Below are 16,377 nucleotides of genomic sequence, written 5' to 3'. Positions count from 1 at the left end.
ATGGCGGAACGGGCGGACCTGATCGGCCGCGGCTGGGCGTTTCCCGGGCAGCTCACGCCGGGCGGCGGCGTGCGGCTGGTCGGCGGCGGCGAGGAGATCGACGCGGCGCTTCGGCTGATCCTGTCCACCGCGCCGGGGGAACGGGTGATGCGCCCGGACTTCGGCTGCGCGATGTGGGAGAACCTGTTCGCGCCGGTGAACTTCGACACCCTGGGCCGGATCGAGCAGAGCGTGCGGGAAGCCGTCGCCCGCTGGGAACCCCGGATCGAACCGCTCACGGTGAGCGCCACCGCCGAAGCGGACGGCGCGCGCGTGTCGATCGACATCGGTTACCGGATCCGGGCGACGAACGACCACCGGAACCTCGTGTTCCCGTTCTACGTGATCCCCCAGGAGGAGGCGGCGCCATGAGCCTGCCCGCGCCCCACCTCGACGACCGCCGCTTCCAGGACATCGTGGACGAAGCCAAGCGGCGCATCGCCCGCCACTGTCCCGAGTGGACGGACCACAACGTCTCCGACCCCGGCGTCGCGCTGATCGAGCTGTTCGCCTGGATGACCGAGATGATCCTCTACCGGCTCAACCAGGTGCCCGACCGGCTCTACGTGAAGTTCCTGGAGCTGGTCGGCATCGAGCTGGCGTCGGCCTCGCCCGCGCGGGCCGACCTCCTGTTCACCCTGGCGGCGCCGCCGGAACAGGCGATCCGCGTCCCGGCCGGCTCCCAGGTCGGCACCGAGACCGGCCCGGACGCCGACCAGATCGTCTTCATGACCGACCGCGACCTGCAGCTGGTGGCGCCGGTGCTGCAGGCCTGCCTCACCCGCACCGAGGGCCGGTTCACCGACCACACCGAGGAGCTCGGCGTGGAGTCCATCGCGGTGTTCGGCTCGCTGACCGTGGCGGACGCGCTGTACCTCGGCTTCGAAAACTCACTGGCCCGCAACCTGATCGAGCTGGAGGTCGAGGTCAGCGGGGCGGCGGGCCGGGGGATCGACCCGCGCAACCCGCCGCGGCGGTGGCAGAGCTGGGACGGCCGCGGGTGGCGCGACGCCCGGGTCCTGTCCGACACCAGCGACGGCTTCAACACCTCCGGCGCGGTCACTCTGCTGCTGGCGGGTGACCACGAGCAGCTCGCCATCGGCCCGGTCCGCGCGCACTGGCTGCGCTGCACGCTCGTCGAACCGCTCGAAGACGGGCGGACCTACGACACGTCCCCGATGCTGCACGGGATCCACGCCACCGGCCTCGGTGGCGAGGTGGCGGCCCACCACGCCGAGCCGGCGCCGCGCGAGCTGATCGGCACCAGCACCGGGGAGCCGGGGCAGGCGTTCGTCGTCCGGCGGGCCCCGGTCCTGCCCCGGCGGGGCGGGGAGACCGTGCAGGAGGTCCTCGCCCGCCGGGACAACGGCAGCGAGCCGGAGGTGCGCACCTGGGCGGAGGTGGCCGACTTCACCGACGCGAGCCCGGACGACCGGGTGTTCACCTGGGCCGGCGCGACCGGCGAGATCCGCTTCGGGCCGAGCGTGACGGGCCGCGACGGGCGGGTCCGCCACTACGGCGCGGTCCCGGAAGAGGGCTCCCAGCTGTGGGTCACCGGCTACCGCTACGGCGGCGGACGGCGGGGCAACGTCGGGGCCGGCAAGCTGATCATCCCGCTCAGCGCCATCCCTTCGGTCGACTCGGTCCGCAACCTCGAGCCCGCCACCGGCGGCGTCGACGCCGAGACCGTCGACAACGCCAAGATCCGCGGCCCGCTCTACCTGCGCGGCGGCCACCGGGCGGTGACGGCGAAGGACTTCGAACGGTTGACGCTCGAAGCGGCGCCCGGCGTCGCCCGCGCCCGGTGCCTGCCGCCGGCGAAGTCGGGCGAGCCCGCCCGGCTGCTGGTGGTGCCGCGGGTGGACGTCGCCCCCGAGGCGCTGCGCCTGGCCGACCTCGCCCTGCCGCGCGAGCTGTCCGACCGGATCAAGGTGTACCTCGACGCCCGCCGGCTGCTGACCACGCAGGCCCGCATCGACGAGCCGTCGTACCAGGGCATCACCGTCGTCGCCGAGGTGCACGCGGCGCCGACGGTGCAGCCGGAGAAGGTCCGCGCCGACGCCGAATCGGCGCTGTACGCCTACGTCAACCCGGTGACCGGCGGCCCGGCCGGGCGCGGCTGGCCGTTCGACACCGACCTGTCCATCGGCGACGTCTTCTCGGTGCTGCAAGGCGTCGCCGGGGTGGCGCGGGCCGAGACCGTGCACCTGTTCCTGGCCGACCTGCGCGGCAGGCGGCAGCCCGAGGAAGCGGGCCAGCGCGTCCGGCTCAACCCGGACGAGCTGTTCCTGTCGGTGTCCCACCGGGTGGTGGTGCGGCAATGACCGGCGGCTGGCTGCTCGCGCAGCTGCCCGCCGTGATGGGGCGGGACCGGGTGATCGCCGGGTTCGTCCGGGGGTTCGAGGAGATCGCGGACTCCCTGCGTGACCAGATCTCCGACCTCGAGCACGAACTCGACGTCGGGCTCGCGTCCCCGGAGATGCTGGTGTACCTGGCTTCCTGGCTCGGCGTGGAGATCGACGCGACCCGCGTGGGCGACGCCGAGGTCCGGGAGGCGCAGCGGCGCCTGATCCGCGCCGTGGGGCAGGCGCTCGTGTGGCGCGGCACCCGCCACGGCGTGGAGACGCTGCTGGAGGCGCTCACCGGCAGCCGGGTCGAGGTGATCGACCCGGGCGGCATCTTCGCCCCCGCCGACACCGTGCCGGCGGCCACCGACGTCGTGGTGGTCCGGCTCGACCACACCGGCGGGCTGACCGAGCAGCAGCTGCTGGCCTTCCTGGCCGAGGAGTTGCCGATCGGGGTGCGCGTGGACCTGCGGGTCCGGTCGGCCGGCGGTGCCGGATGAGGCCCGGCCCCCAGCCGGGTTGCCCGGAGTGCGGCCGCCCGCTGCCACCGCAGGGCGCGAAACTGTGCCCGCACTGCGGTTACCCGTTGCTGCTGGAGCGCCCGGCGGTCGCCGAGCAGGAGCCGCGCAAGGTCGTCTACAAGCCGACGGACCAGGGGACCGGGCCTCCGCCCGCCGGTCGGCCGCCACCGCCGACGGGCACGCACCCGACGTCGTACGGTCACCCGGGCCCCCGCCGGGTGACGGTGCCGGGTCCGCACTGCGGCCGCTGCGGCTGGATCAACCCACCGCACCGCAAGCGCTGCGAGACGTGCGGCGAGGAGCTGTGGCCCGGCGCGGCGTCCCCGGCCCGCTGGATGCCGAGACCTCCGGCGGTGGCGCCCGCCCCGCCCCGGCGGCGGTCGTGGTGGAAGCTCGTGCTGCTGATCGCGGTACCGCTGCTGGCGGTCGGCGCGGTCTGGCTGCTGGCGCTGCTGCTGTAGGCCGTGCGTCCGGTGCGGGTGGAACGGATCCAGCAGGCGGGCCGGGACGTGTCAGGTGGTGGTGGAATTGACGGCGAGGCGACAGCGTGAGCCTGCTTCGAAGGTGGAGACCGCCGAGCCGGCGGTGGCGAAGCCGGCGACGAGCGCTTCACCCGCGACTCGGGGGCTGCTCGACCTGCAGGCGGCGGGCGGCAACGGGATGGTGGTGCGGCTGCTGGCCGGCGAGCGGACCGGCGCGCCGCCCGGAACCGGGCTGGCCGACCGGATCCGATCGCGGCTCGGGCTGGGCGCGCCGCTGCCGGCGGGGGTGCGTGCCGACATGGCGGCGGGATTCGGCCGGGACCTCCCGGACGTGCGCGTCCACCGGGACAGCACCGCGGCCACGCTGGCGGCGCAGCTGAGCGCGCGGGCGTTCACGGTCGGCCAGGACGTGTTCTTCGGCGAAGGCGCCTACGATCCCGGGTCCAGGGCCGGGCGGGAGACGCTGGCGCACGAGCTGACCCACACCGTCCAGCGGCAGCCGGAGTCCACGGGCGGCGCCGAGGTTTCGCGCGGCGTGCGGGTGAGCGATCCGCACGAACACGACGAGCGCGAGGCCGCCGAGACGGGGCGGCGGGTGGCCGCGGGGCAGGCCGTCAGCGTGGCGGGAGCCGCAGCGCCGGCGCCGGGTGGGGCGCTCGCGGTCCGTCGGGAGCCGGACGGCGGAGCGTCGCCCGGCGCCGTGCCCGCGGCGAACTTGACCAACCAAGCGCTCTTCGACGAGTTGCGCCGGCTCGAGCGCGGCGGGTCGAACTCGGCCGATGCCGGGGCCGGCGAGGCCCGCTACACCGAACTGCAGGTCGAACGGGACCGGCGCGTGCGGTCCGGGCAGGTGTGGCTGGCCGACGGCGGCGCGCCCACCGGACTGCTGCAGGTGGCCGGCGGCGACGCGGCCCGGATCGCTTCGCCGGCCACTGACCCGCGTACCGCCGGGGGCGCTTCCGCACCGCCGACGTTCACTTCGCGCCAGCTCGGCACCCTGCTGACCCGGCACGGGGTCGCCGCCGTCGTGATCGCCGAACTCGACCCGGCCGGCACCACGCCGGCGGCCGGCGCCGTGCCGACACCGTCGCTGGCCCCGCAGCTGCTCGGCCGCTATTACCCGTTCCTCCGTGCGATGACGGCGGAGGAGACGGCGATGGTGGCCCAGCGCGGTGCCGTCCACCTCACGCCCTCGGCCAACCTGCCGGGCATCGAGCTGGCCGGCGGGGGAGTCGGACTCGATCCGTCCGCCGGCTACCGCAACCTGACCGACCCGAGCGGCCGGCCGGGCACCTACTTCTTCGCCGGAGAGCCGACCCCGGCGCAGTTCGGCACGAACCTGGCCGGCGGCGGTCCGCGCGGAGGGTACACGGCGATCGTGGTGCAGGGCGGGGATCTCCCGCCGGGCACCTTGTTCCGCCCACTGGACAGCGTGCTCGCGGTGCCCGGCGGCTACCGGGGCCCGGCCACGATCGTCCCGCCGGGGCAGCAGATCCCGCCCGGCAACGTGGTCGTGGTGCCCATCGCCGACGCGGCGACGATGGCGGAATCGTTGCGCCGTCAGGGAACCTTCAGCGGGCACCCGCTCGCCGCCGGGTTCGGCGCCGGCGTCGTCGCGGTGGTCGTGGAAGGCGGTGTCGTGCTGGTGCGCACCGGCGAGCTGCCGAGCGGCTCCGACCTGGCCGGTGCCGGAATCGCCGGAACCGCGGGTGGCGCGGTCGGCGCGGGGGTGGAAACCGCCGCGGCCCAGGGCATCGCGGGCGCGCTGGGCGCGAACTCCGGTCGCCTGCTGGTGGTCTTCGGGCGCAGTGGGGCCGGTGCGCTGGGCGGCGCGGTGGCCGCTCCCGTCGTCGAACTGGGCCGGATGCTCCTGGACGATCGGTCCCACACCGGCACGGACTACGCCGCTCGCGGCGGCCGGGCGGCGGTCGGCGGAGCGATCAGCGGCCTGCTCGCCGCGGCCGCCACGGGTGCCGTCGCCGGCTCGGTGGCGCCCGGCGTGGGTACCGCCATCGGCTTCGTCGTCGGCGCCGGCGCGTACCTGCTCACCGACTGGCTCGTCGGCGACACCGTCGAAGGCGGAATCCGGGGCGCACTGCGGTAGGGACGCCGCCGAGGTCCGCGACGCACGGCCGTCACTGGGCCGGGGTGTAGGAAAGGGCCTTGATCGCGGTGAACTCCTTCGCGGTCCGGTCGGGGTTCGTGTGGCCGAAGGTGACCGAGGCGACCGACGTGCCCGCCGGTGCCTCGAAGGCCACGTTGCCCGCCTGCACCGTCGCCGCGACCTGCTGGGTCGAGCCGTCGTCGAGCTGGGCCGTCAGCGTGTAGCTCGTCGTCGCCGGGGAGCCGGTGAACGTCACGCGGACCCAGTGCGCCGGGGCCGTGAAGTCGACGCGGACCGGGTCGGTGTTGCACACGTCGGCGCCCGCCTGGCCGGAACTGGTCAGGAAGCTGCCGAACGAACCCGCCGTGCGGAGCGCGACCGCGGTCGCGTCTTCGCAGCCCGGCGGCGCGACCTGCGTGTCGGCGGACAGCTTGACACCCTTGGCCTGGTAGAGGTCGCCGGAAATGATCCGGTTGCCCGGTGGTGAGCCGTCCGGCAGGCGGCTGAAGTCCACCAGGCGCGCGCCGGCCGGTGTCGCGGTGCTCGCCGCCGAAGACGGCGGGGGCTGCGAAGACTGCGCCGGCGGGCTGGACGGCGGCGGCGCGGCCGAAGAACCCGACGGCGAGGACGGCGACGGCGGCGTACTGCCGCCCGGCGCGGACGGGGCCCCGGGAACGGCCGGCTGGCTCAGCGGCGCGACCTGCGCCGCCGGCGTTTCCTTGCCGCTGCGGATGAGCAGCGCGCCGCCGAGCGCGGCGCCGGCCAGGACGGCCACCCCGGCCGCGACGGTCGCGACCCGCAGCAGGCCGCCCGCGACCCGCGGCCGCTGCAGGAAGGTCACCGGCCGCTCCGCCTCGGCCTCCCCCGCGTGCGCACGCAGGGTCAGCGCGCGCCGCGCCTCCTGGCCGGTGAGCGGCGGGTCCGCGCGCACCGTCAGTTCGGCACCCGCCGACGTCCCCGGTTCGAGGTACACCTCGCGCGGCCGGAACTCGAAGCCGACCCGGTTCTCCTGGTCCCGCCCGGCCAGGGCCACCGCCAGCGGGGTGTTGCCCTCGTTGGCCAGGTTCAGCACGTAGAGCCCGCTCTTGCCGCCGGTGACGATCTCCGGCTGCACGCCCAGCACCAGCGCGGGGGCCGGCCGCACGTCGAGCGGCAGCTCTTCGCACCGCGAGACCTCCCGCTGGTACGGCGAGCGCACCAGCACACCCAGCGCGTACGCCCCGGCGACCATGCCGCCGTGGTCGGGCACGCTCACCTGGAGCCGGACGGTGCCCGTCTCCAGCGGCCGCAGCTTCATCACGGCCGGCTCGGCCGACGACAGGTCTTCCCGCGGCAGCCCCACGACCGTCGTCGCGAAGTGCTCCACGACGCGGCTCGCGTTCTGGATGGTCACCTCGAGCTCGGCGGACTCGCCCGGACCGAGCGTGAGCCGCTCCGGGGTGAACGTGACCTTCAGCGCACCGGCCACGGTCAGCGCCAGTACTCGAGGATGTGGCCCCGGTGGTCGGGGCGCCGGTTGTTCCGGCCGATGAAGCACTGCCTGCTGTGCTGCCGGGCGACCAGCATGGCGCGGACGGCGTCGCCCTGCGCCTTGAACGCCTCCATCCACATGCCGCCGTCGCGCAGGGACCACCACTGCCCGTTCGCGTCGTTGACTTCGGCGATGCTCAGGTTCGAGGGGTTGTAGGACAAGCAGTCCTCGTTCGACACCGGGCCGGCGACCCCGGCACCGCCCTTCCAGTACTCCATCAGCCAGTCCGACCGCGAGTCGCCGCGGCTGTCGAAGCAGTGCTGGGTGTACCCCCGGGCGACCGAGAGGGCGTTGTCCGCGTCCTGCCGGGTGTCCAGCGTGGCCATCAGGTGGCTGCCGCTGTCGACCAAGGTGTAACCGGTGGCGTCGTTCCCCGTGATGGTCAGCCGGTTCGGGTCGTGGCTCACGCAGTCCTCCGGGGACGGCGGGGGCAGCGTGCTGGTGAAGGTGGCGCTCACCGCCTTGTCGGCGTCCACGGTCACCGTGCACGCGCCGGCACCCGAGCAGGCGCCGCCCCAGCCCGAGAACGCGAAGTCCCGGCCCGGGCGGGCCGCCAGGGTGATCGACTGTCCTTTGTCGACGGTCACGGTGCAGGTCGAGGGACAGCTGATCCCGCCACCGGTCACGGTCCCGCTGCCCGAGATGTTCACCGTCAGCCTGGCCTTCGGGATTTCGCTCACCGTGAGGCTCACCGAAGTGGTGGCCTGCTGCCCGTCGGGCATGGTGGCCTGGACGCTGACCTGGTACGTCCGGGCGGTCGCCCAGTGGTGGACGACGAGCGCGCCGTCCCCCTGCGTGCTGTCCCCGAAGTCCCACCGCGCCGTGGCCGGAGCAGTGCCGTGCTGGTCGGCGACCTTGGCAGTGACGTCCTCGCCGGCCATCGGGCTGCTCTTGCTCAGGGTGATCCGGAGGACCGGTGGCTCCGGCGGAGTGCTGCTCGGCGGGACACCGGGGTCGGTCGGCGGCCCCGGGTCGTTCGTGCCGGGCGGGAACTGACCGTCGGTGGGCGGGACCCCGTCCGGCGGCGGCACCTGGCCGTCGGTGGGGGTGACCTGGCCGTTCGGCGGAACCCGCGTGCCACTCGGCGGGGTGTCGGTGCTGCCCGGCGTGGTCGGCGGTGCCGGCGGCTGCTGGCCGGTCGGCGGCTGCGGCACGGGCGTCTGGCCGGTGTCGCTGTGCACGCCCTTGTCCGGGTTCTTCGGGTCGTACTTCGCGACGTCCCGCACCGTGCCGTCCAGGTGGATGACGCCGGCGCGCTCGGTCGCGGGGTCGTTGAAGAAGACGATGCCGTCGCGGGTGAGCAGCTGGAACGTCGTCGGCGGGGTGAGCACCTGGGTCTTCGCGATCACCGCGGGGTGGGCGAGGTCGACGATGTAGACCTGGCCGGTGGTGTAGTCCGGGACGAACAGGCGCTCGCCCGCCTCGACCGCGGCACCGAGCCGCCGGGTGGCGGCGTCGAGCGGGACCGTCGTGTCGCACGTGGCGGCGGCGAGGTCGCAGATGTCGAGGACGCCGCGGGAGGCGACGACGTAGAGGCGGTCGCCGTGCGGCGAGCCGCTGATCTGCAGGGCGTCGTCGGGACGCAGGTCGAGCGGGATCGTGCCGGTGGTTTCGCCACTGGCGGCGTCGACCGCGGTCGCGGTGCGCTCGGCCGGGTTGACCACGACGGGGTTGCCGTTGGCGACGGTGAGCAGGTTGTGGCCCGGCCGCGTGAACTGCCGGTGCGTGGTGCGCTTGCCGTCGGCGATCCGGCTGAGGTCGCCGGTGGCGTCGTCGAGCGTCCAGAGCCGGTCGGCGTCGTCGAGCGCCGCCGTGCCGGCGGCGAGCTTGGCCGCCAGCGGCAGCGGGTCTCCGCGGGGGGCGAGGGTGTTCGGGTCGGCGGCCGCGATCAGCCCGCGCTGGGTGTCCAATGTGTACAGCGTGGTGCGGCCGGCGAACGCGGTGAGCCCGCCGCGGGCCGCGTCGATCGGGGCGACGGGCGGGGTGGGGTCGTAGGTGGCGCCGTCGACCCGCCGCACGGTGCCCGCCGTGCGGTCGACCGCGTAGGCGGTGGAACCCTGCTGGACGACGTCGAGCGCGTGCCCCGGCGTCGCCACCTGGACCTGGGCGGACACCTCGGCCGACGGCCCGTCGAGCAGCGTCAGCTGGCCGACGTTCGCCGACGCCAGCCAGGCCGAGCCGGACAGCAGCCGCACGTCCTGCTCCGGGTAGCCGCGCCCGGCTCCGGCGGCGGCGATCCCGCCCACCGCCAGCGCCGAGGCCAGGCCGAGCAGCCCGGCCTTCGTCGAGCGTCGCCGCAGGAACCCGGCACCTGCCATCACCACGTCATCCCCTCGTCAGCTTCTCCAGCGCCCGCCGGCGGCGGCGGGCGTCGCGCCGCCGGTCGAACAGCGGGCGCGGGTCGAACCAGGCCCGCAGGGCCACGAGCGGCCCGCGCGTGCCACGCAGCTCACGGCGCAGCCGGGCATCCAGGCCCCAGGCTTCGGCGACCGTCGTGTCGTCCGGTTCCGCCGGGCTGTACACCGCGGCGGTGGCCAGTGGCGCCAGCAGCGCGACGGCGCCGGCGCGTTCGCCGAGCACCTGACCGGCCTGGTGCGCGACTTCGCCCGCCGTCGACGACGCCGAGACGCGCACGCCGTTCTCGGTCAGCCGGTCGGTGGTTTCCTGCCACGCGCCGGTGATCCGCGCGGCGCGGCTGCCGGTCCGGCGCGCCCGGCGCCGCCGGACCTTCTCGGCGGCGACGGCGATCGGCGTCAGCAGCACCAGCGCGCCGAGTCCGATGAGGACGATCAGCGCCCAGTCGAGGACGCTGAGCCGGTCACCGGCGAGCTTCGGCAGGTCGGGGTCGACGCCGACCTGCGAGGCCTTGCCGTGGTCGTCGGGCCGGTCGTTCGCGGTGTTCCCGGCCGGCGGGGTGTCCGGTTGCTTCGGCGCGACCCCGCCGTGCCGCTGCGGGTCCGTGGGGTCGAACGCCACCCAGCCGTAGCCGGCCAGGTGCACTTCCGGCCAGGCGTGGGCGTCGGCCGAGGTGACCGTGTAGGTGCCGTCCTTGAGGCGCGCCGGGCTCAGCAGGTAGCCCACCGCCACCCGGGTGGGAAAACCCTGCGAGCGGGCCAGCACGGCGAACGCGGCGGCGAACTGCTCGGCGTAGCCGACCTGGTCGGCGGGGTTGGACCCGAACAGCCGCCGCAGCGCGTCGTAGGAGTGGCCGGGCCGCGCGTCGAGGCTGTAGGGCAGGCGGCGCAGGCGTTCCTGCATGGCCATGAGCTTGGCCCACGGCTCGTCGACGGCCCCGGCGAGCGTCGCGGCCTGCTCCTGCAGCTCGGGCGGGAGGCCGGGGGGCAGCGCGGAGTCGTGGCCGTCGTCGGCGGCGGGGACCGCGTGCTCGAGCCCGTCCTTGCTGCCGACCTCGGCGACGAGGTCGTAGCCGAGCCCGGACAACGTCGGCGCGTCGGTGGCGAGCACCCCGGAGTTCGCGCTGTAGCCCACGCGCGGCGCCGTCGTGCGGATCGGCGCACCGGCCTCGGGCAGGTACGGGCCGGGCAGCCCGCTGACCCGCACGGTGAGCGACACCTGGCGCGGCGCGACGAGGCTGTCGCCGGCCGGCAGGCTCTTCCCGGCGAGCAGGAACCGGTCGTGCGCGGTCCACAACGCCCCGTCGTAGTCGTCGAGCGCCGACGTCCGGATGCGGTCCACCCCGGCCGGATCCCCGGCGAAGCGCACCGTGAACAGGTCGTGCGCGGGCGCGCGCAGCTGGCTCTTGATCGTGGCCAGCGGGGAGATCGTGTCCCCGATGTCGAGCTGCACCGGCAGCACGGTCCGCGGGTCGAACCGGTGCTGGCCGGTGGCGAGCGGCAGGTAGTGCATCCCGGCGAGGCCGGCGGCGGCCGCGAGCAGCACGACCGGCAGGCCGAACGCGAACCGGCCCCACGCGGCCCGGGTGTCGGCGATGTGCGCGGCCGGATCCGCCGCCCCCGCGCGGGCCAGTACCAAGGTCAGCACCGAGACGAGGAACGCGCCGACGGGCAGGAAACCGCCGACCGGGCGGCCGGCGGTGAACAGCAGCGCGACGCCGAAGACGAGCAGCGGCGGGACGGCCGGAGCGAGCAGGGACCTGGTCCGCACCACGAGCGTCGCCGACACCGTGGCGGCGGCCCAGGTGAGCAGGGCCGGGGTCAGCACCAGCTCGGGGGTGGCGTCGGCGGGCAGGGTGACGCTGAGCATCCGCGCCCAGCCCGACGTCAGGCCGGCGCCGAGGCCGCGCAGGGTGTCCCAGGTCGGGATGCCGTGCCGCAGGGTGGTGTACCCGACCGCGAACACGGCGACCGGCAGGAAGGCCGCCAGGCAGAGCAGGAGCGTGGGCAGCGCCCGCAGGCGGCGTGCCCCGGCGAGCCCGGCAGTCAGCACGCCGCCGCCCGCGGCCACGAGCAGGGCGATCAGGAAACCCAGGCCGCTGAAGTAGGACAGGTAGGGCAGGCCGGTGGTGGCCACGGCGACCGCGGCGAGGACCAGCTGCGGGTAGGCCGCCGCGCGCAGCAGCCGTTCCACGGCGGACGACCGGGGTGGCGCCGGGTGCCTGCCGTCGTCGGCGAGCGCCGTCCTGGCGGCCTCCACGGTCTGGGTGATCCGCCCGCCGTCGTCGGTGTCGCCCCGCGGATCGGTCTCCTCGCGGATGCGCACGGGCGTGGTCCGGCCGGCCGTCATGACGTCCGCGTCAGCTTGTTCCACGCCTGCACGAACTCCTCGACGCTGTGGGCCATCAGCGTCACGATCCCCGGCAGCCCGGTGGACCAGGCTTCGGGCCGTTCGGAGAACTGGATCAGGCTGGCCATCAGGAAGTGCCGCCGGACCACGGGCAGCACGCTCAGCGTGCGCGGGTCGGGCTCGCCGGTCACCACGCCCAGGGAGACGCTGTCGTCGAGCGTCACCATGGTGGGGAGCGCGGCCAGGCCGGGGTCGGCGGGGGAGCGTTCCGCGGCGGCCAGCAGGTCCAGCGCGGCGAGCACGCCCTCGCCCCGCGCGTCGCCGGCGACCGCGCCGCCCGCCGTGGTGCGCAGCTCCAAGGGGAACCCACCGCGGATCGCCGCCACGGCCAGTGAGGCGGCCGCGCTGACGGCGTACTCGAAGGTGTCGTCGGTGTAGCCCGCCGGGCTGGTGTCGAGCACCACCAGCAACCGCGGCTGGTTCGGCACGACGTTGTGGCGCACCATGAGCGCGCCGGTCCGCGCGGTGGACTTCCAGTGGATCAGCCGGTAGTCGTCGCCCGGCACGTACTCGCGCAGGCTGTGGAACGCCACCCCGCCCTGCGGCGCGTAGCTCGACGTCGGGCCGTCCATGTCGCGCGTCTGCCCGGTGGGCACCGGCTCCACCCGGTGCAGCTTCGGGTGGACGTGCAGCGTCGAGTAGGTCGAGTACGTCTTGCCGACCTGCATCAGCCGCAGCGGGTCGGTGTGCCCGATGGTCAGGGGACCGACCTGGTAGATGCCGCGTTTCCCGGTCGGCAGCGGGTAGTTCGCGGTGTACTCCTGCCCCGGCCGCAGGCTCGGCACCGGCACCTGCAGCCGCGTGTCCGCGACCGACTCGCCGGCGAGGATCGGCGGGCTGCGCCGCCGCGCCTCGTTGGTCAGGGTGAGCACGCCGAACGCTTCTTCGCCCGGCGACACCCGTTGCGGGCGGACGTCGCGGACCGCGGCGAGGTCCGGGCGCAGCAGCATCCACGCCGCCGCGGCCAGCAGCGCGGCCAGGCAGGCGAAACCGACGGCGACCAGCTCCGGGTAGTCGGCGAGCCAGCCGAGCCCGAGCAGCACGACCGCGGTGGCGGCGAGCAGGAATCCCGATCCGGTGGGCATCGCGCGTCACACACCGGCCGGGGACTGCGGCACCGGCACGGCGGCCAGGATGCGGTCCACGATGCCGTCCGCGGTGAACTCCTGCACCGCCGCCTCCGGCGTCAGCATCAGCCGGTGGCACAGCACCGCCTTCGCCATCTGCTTGACATCGTCGGCGGTGACGAACGGCCGCCCGTCGACGGCGGCCCGCGCCTGCGACGCCGCGGCCAGCGCGTTGCTCGCACGCGGGCTCGCGCCGAGCTTGAGCTGCGGGATGGTGCGCGTGGCGTTGGTGATGGTGACGATGAACGCCTGCAGCGCCGGCGCCACGTACACCCCGCGCACGACGTCGATCATCTGCTGCATCTCTTCGACGGTCGTCACCGCGCGCAGCTGCTCGGGCAGCCGGCGGGCGACGGCGTCGGCGACGATCCGCACCTCGTGCTCCGGGCTGGGGTAGCCGATCCGCAGCAGCATCATGAACCGGTCGAGCTGCGCCTCCGGCAGCGAGTAGGTGCCCTGCTGGTCGACCGGGTTCTGGGTGGCGATCACGAAGTTGGGGCGGGGCAGGGGGTAGGCGACGCGGTCGACGGTCACCTGGCGTTCGGCCATCGCCTCCAGCAGCGCGGACTGGGTCTTGGGGGAGGCGCGGTTGATCTCGTCGCCGAGCACGATGTTGGCGAACACCGGGCCTTCGCGAAACTGGAATTCACGCTTTTCCGAGTCGTAGATCTGCACGCCCGTGACATCCGAAGGCAGCAGGTCGGGGGTGAACTGAATGCGGTGCATGGAACCGCTGATGGAATGGGCGACGGCCTTCGCCAGTGAAGTTTTGGCGACACCGGGAACATCTTCGACAAGAATATGCCCCTCGGCGAGCAAACCGATCACGACGTTCCACACCACGTTCGTCTTTCCGTGGATGAAATGCTCGACGTTGCGGACAAGATCGTTGCAGCGCCGCTGAACCCAGCCGACCCGCTCCCCGAGGTCAGTGCTGTAGGTCATTTGCTCCCCCAGGTCGCGGGTGTTCCGGAGCAGAAGGCTACTCGATTTCCGCCGGAGGTCCATGCCCATTCGGGCTAAGTTTGGTGCGCCGAATATCGATTTGACCTCGGCCGCGGGCGGTGCGGACGGCGCCAGTACGGTTGGCCGGGTGAACTATCCGCTCGGTATCGACGTCGGGACCACCTATACGGCGGCCGCGCTGTGGGACGACGGGCGGGCGCAGACCGTTCCGCTCGGCGACCGCGCCAACGCGGTGCCGTCGGTGCTGTTCCTCCGCGAGGACGGCGCGGTGCTGGTGGGCGAGGCGGCCGCCCGGCGGGGCGTGCTCGAGCCGGACCGGGTGGCGCGGGAGTTCAAGCGCCGCATGGGCGACGACGTCCCGGTCCTGCTCGGCGGCCGGCGGTTCCCCGTGCACGAACTGACCGGGCGCATCCTGCGGACGGTCGTCGACCGGGTTTCCGAACAGCGGGGCGGACCCCCGGGTCACGTGGTGCTGACGCACCCGGCCGAGTGGGGCGGCTACCGGCGGCGCCGGCTCGCGGAGGCATCGCGCGCGGCGGGGCTGACCGACGTCGGGCTGCTGCCGGAGCCGGTGGCCGCGGCGACCTGGTACGCGGCGCAGGAGCGCGTCGAACCGGGCGCGCTGATCGCGATCTACGACTTCGGCGGCGGTACGTTCGACGCGAGCGTGGTCCGCAAGACCGCCGACAGCGTGGAAATCCACGGCGAGCCGGGCGGCGACGACCGGGTCGGCGGGATCGACTTCGACCACGCGTTGTTCCGCCGGGTGTGCGCGAACGCCGGCGTCGACCCGGCCCGGCTCGACCCGGGCGACAGCGCGGCCGTCGCGGCCCTGGCGCAGCTGTTCGCTTCGGTGGTGGAGGCCAAGGAGGCCCTCTCGGCGGACGTCGAAGTGCGGATTCCGGTGGTGCTGCCGGGAATCACGCGTCAGGTGCTGATCACGCGCGCCGAGTTCGAGGATCTGATCCGGTCGCGGCTGGAGGGCACGGTCGGGGTGTTCGGTCAGGTGGTGCGCCGCGCGGGGGTCGCCCCGTCGGACCTGCACGCGGTGCTGCTGGTCGGCGGGTCGAGCCGGATCCCGTTGGTGCGCACCCTGTTGTCGGCGGAGCTGGGTATCCGCGTCGCCGTCGACGCCCATCCGAAGTACACGGTCAGCCTGGGGGCCGCGATCGCCGCGGCGCCCAGGGTGGCCGGCCCGCCCGCGCCGCCGCCCCGGCCGCCGGTGCCTGTCCGGAGCCGGCCGGAGGTGAGCGCGCCGGTCGACCTGGTCCGCACCGGGCTGACCGGGGCGCCGGACGTTCTCGTGCCGGTGGTGCTCGTCCCGCCGGCGGCCGGCCGCCCCCGGGAAGTGGTGCGCACACGACGGGACGGCGCGGTCCCGGCGAAGGGGCACGGCCGGCTGGTCGCGGTGCTGGTGACGGTTCTCGTGCTGGGCGTCGTCGCGGCCGTGGCGTTCTTCGCCACACGCCCGGCGGGCGACGCGGCCCCGAAGCCGTCCGCGCTCCCGGCGCCCGGCGGCCCGGGCACCACCGCGGCGGAAACCCTACGGTTGACCGGCGAACTGGTCGTCCCGCCGGACGGCGCGGACGTCATGCGGGCGGTGACGCGGCTCCCGTCCGGGACGCTGGTGGCGGTGGGGTTGTCCGCCGGTCAGCAGCCGCGGGCCTGGCTGCGCCGGCCCGGTGGCGCGCCGGCCGCGGTGAGCCCGCCGCCGGGGGAGGGCCAGGCGGCGCTCGCCGACGTCGTGACCTCGGGTTCGGGCGTGGTCGCGGTGGGCTGGGCGGGCACCGGCCGCGCCCGGCGCCCGGCGGTGTGGCTGTCGGCGACTGGCGAGCAGTGGCAGCTCCTGCCGGCGGGCGGCTCGTTCGTGCCGGGCGGCGGCGTCACGGAGCTGACCGCGGTGACGGCAGGCGGCGACGGGAGGTTGTACGCGGCCGGCGTCGACCGAGGCAGCGACACGGCCGACGGCGACGTCGCGATCTTCGCTTCCCCGGACGGGAAGTCGTGGGACCGGCTGCCGGCGACCGGCCTCGCCGGGCCGGGACCGCAGACGGTGACCCGCCTGATCCGCACGGCCGACGGCCGGTTCCTCGCGGCGGGGTCGGCCCTGACCGGCGCCCGCCGCGGCCCGGCGCTGTGGACGTCCCCCGACGGCATCGCGTGGACGCCGGACACGTCGGTCCCGGCCGGCTCGCCGACGGTGCTCGGGCTGACCCGCGAAGCCGACGGAACGGTACTGGCCTGCGGATCGGTCGGTCCGGCAGACCAGCCGTCCACCGGCTGCTGGACCCGCTCCGGCAGCGGAAGCTGGCGCACGTGGACCGTCACGGGCACACCGGCACCGGTGTACGTCTACGGTGTGGTGTCCACTCCGGACGGTTTGGTGCTCGCCGGGGTGGGGCGCGAGGGGTCCACTGTGGACGCCGGGTTGTGGACAGTGCGCCCCGGCTGAGGCGGTCGTGAGTGTGAGACAGGGTTAGAACGCTGTTCACACTCAC

Annotated in this window: 11 protein-coding genes; 6 read left to right on the top strand and 5 right to left on the bottom strand. The window is 74.7% G+C overall.

Translation table 11 applies throughout. From position 1 onward, the window contains the following. From AB5J73_RS41060 to AB5J73_RS41040, 5 genes are all read left to right on the top strand, one after another. The gene (locus AB5J73_RS41060) at positions 1-411 is read left to right on the top strand and encodes a GPW/gp25 family protein (RefSeq protein WP_370964396.1); all 411 of its coding nucleotides are present in this window, start codon (positions 1-3) and stop codon (positions 409-411) included. Next, positions 408-2,363: a putative baseplate assembly protein gene (locus AB5J73_RS41055; protein ID WP_370964395.1), complete on the top strand. Its 1,956-nt coding sequence runs from the start codon at positions 408-410 to the stop codon at positions 2,361-2,363. The genes AB5J73_RS41060 and AB5J73_RS41055 overlap by 4 nt, the downstream gene beginning before the upstream one ends. Beyond that, on the top strand, positions 2,360-2,884 hold the full coding sequence (locus tag AB5J73_RS41050) for a phage tail protein (protein WP_370964394.1): 525 nt from the start codon (positions 2,360-2,362) through the stop codon (positions 2,882-2,884). Before AB5J73_RS41055 ends, AB5J73_RS41050 begins: the two co-directional genes overlap by 4 nt. Then, positions 2,881-3,366: a zinc-ribbon domain-containing protein gene (locus AB5J73_RS41045; protein ID WP_370964393.1), complete on the top strand. Its 486-nt coding sequence runs from the start codon at positions 2,881-2,883 to the stop codon at positions 3,364-3,366. The genes AB5J73_RS41050 and AB5J73_RS41045 overlap by 4 nt, the downstream gene beginning before the upstream one ends. A 103-nt stretch (positions 3,367-3,469) precedes the next feature. Beyond that, entirely contained in the window at positions 3,470-5,491 is a 2,022-nt protein-coding gene (locus tag AB5J73_RS41040; protein ID WP_370964392.1) for a DUF4157 domain-containing protein, read from the top strand. A 31-nt stretch (positions 5,492-5,522) separates the two neighbouring features. On the opposite strand, the gene AB5J73_RS41035 is transcribed toward AB5J73_RS41040, so the two are convergent. The 5 genes from AB5J73_RS41035 to AB5J73_RS41015 are packed head-to-tail and all read right to left on the bottom strand — an operon-like array spanning position 5,523 to position 13,858. Next, positions 5,523-6,959 carry a hypothetical protein gene (locus tag AB5J73_RS41035; RefSeq protein WP_370964391.1) on the bottom strand — a complete coding sequence of 479 codons (1,437 nt, stop codon included), beginning with the start codon at positions 6,957-6,959 and terminating at the stop codon, positions 5,523-5,525. 2 nt (positions 6,960-6,961) lie between these two features. After that, complete coding sequence (locus AB5J73_RS41030; protein WP_370973489.1) at positions 6,962-9,340, bottom strand: PKD domain-containing protein; 2,379 nt, start codon at positions 9,338-9,340, stop codon at positions 6,962-6,964. Between the two features lie 7 nt (positions 9,341-9,347). After that, a complete protein-coding gene (locus AB5J73_RS41025) occupies positions 9,348-11,750 on the bottom strand; it encodes a transglutaminaseTgpA domain-containing protein (protein WP_370964390.1) in 2,403 nt (800 codons plus the stop codon). Beyond that, the gene (locus AB5J73_RS41020) at positions 11,723-12,871 is read right to left on the bottom strand and encodes a DUF58 domain-containing protein (protein WP_370964389.1); all 1,149 of its coding nucleotides are present in this window, start codon (positions 12,869-12,871) and stop codon (positions 11,723-11,725) included. The genes AB5J73_RS41025 and AB5J73_RS41020 overlap by 28 nt, the downstream gene beginning before the upstream one ends. A gap of 6 nt (positions 12,872-12,877) precedes the next feature. Continuing rightward, positions 12,878-13,858, bottom strand: a complete 981-nt coding sequence (locus AB5J73_RS41015) for an AAA family ATPase (protein WP_370964388.1) — start codon at positions 13,856-13,858, stop codon at positions 12,878-12,880. A 148-nt stretch (positions 13,859-14,006) separates the two neighbouring features. On the opposite strand from AB5J73_RS41015, the gene AB5J73_RS41010 reads away from it, so the two are divergent. Then, positions 14,007-16,331 carry an Hsp70 family protein gene (locus AB5J73_RS41010; RefSeq protein WP_370964387.1) on the top strand — a complete coding sequence of 775 codons (2,325 nt, stop codon included), beginning with the start codon at positions 14,007-14,009 and terminating at the stop codon, positions 16,329-16,331. Positions 16,332-16,377: the final 46 nt, after the last annotated feature.

Origin of the sequence: Amycolatopsis sp. cg9 (assembly GCF_041346945.1) — a bacterium.
GTDB lineage: Bacteria > Actinomycetota > Actinomycetes > Mycobacteriales > Pseudonocardiaceae > Amycolatopsis.
The sequence above is the reverse complement of the archived record's forward strand: the minus strand, read 5'-3'. Positions and strand labels throughout refer to the sequence as shown.

Excerpts from the sequence above, each read along its gene's own strand:
- AB5J73_RS41060 (WP_370964396.1), top strand. The coding sequence starts at position 1 with ATGGCGGAACGGGCGGACCTGATCGGCCGCGGCTGGGCGTTTCCCGGG.
- AB5J73_RS41055 (WP_370964395.1), top strand. The coding sequence starts at position 408 with ATGAGCCTGCCCGCGCCCCACCTCGACGACCGCCGCTTCCAGGACATC.
- AB5J73_RS41050 (WP_370964394.1), top strand. The coding sequence starts at position 2,360 with ATGACCGGCGGCTGGCTGCTCGCGCAGCTGCCCGCCGTGATGGGGCGG.
- AB5J73_RS41045 (WP_370964393.1), top strand. The coding sequence starts at position 2,881 with ATGAGGCCCGGCCCCCAGCCGGGTTGCCCGGAGTGCGGCCGCCCGCTG.
- AB5J73_RS41030 (WP_370973489.1), bottom strand. The coding sequence starts at position 9,340 with ATGGCAGGTGCCGGGTTCCTGCGGCGACGCTCGACGAAGGCCGGGCTG.
- AB5J73_RS41020 (WP_370964389.1), bottom strand. The coding sequence starts at position 12,871 with ATGCCCACCGGATCGGGATTCCTGCTCGCCGCCACCGCGGTCGTGCTG.
- AB5J73_RS41015 (WP_370964388.1), bottom strand. The coding sequence starts at position 13,858 with ATGACCTACAGCACTGACCTCGGGGAGCGGGTCGGCTGGGTTCAGCGG.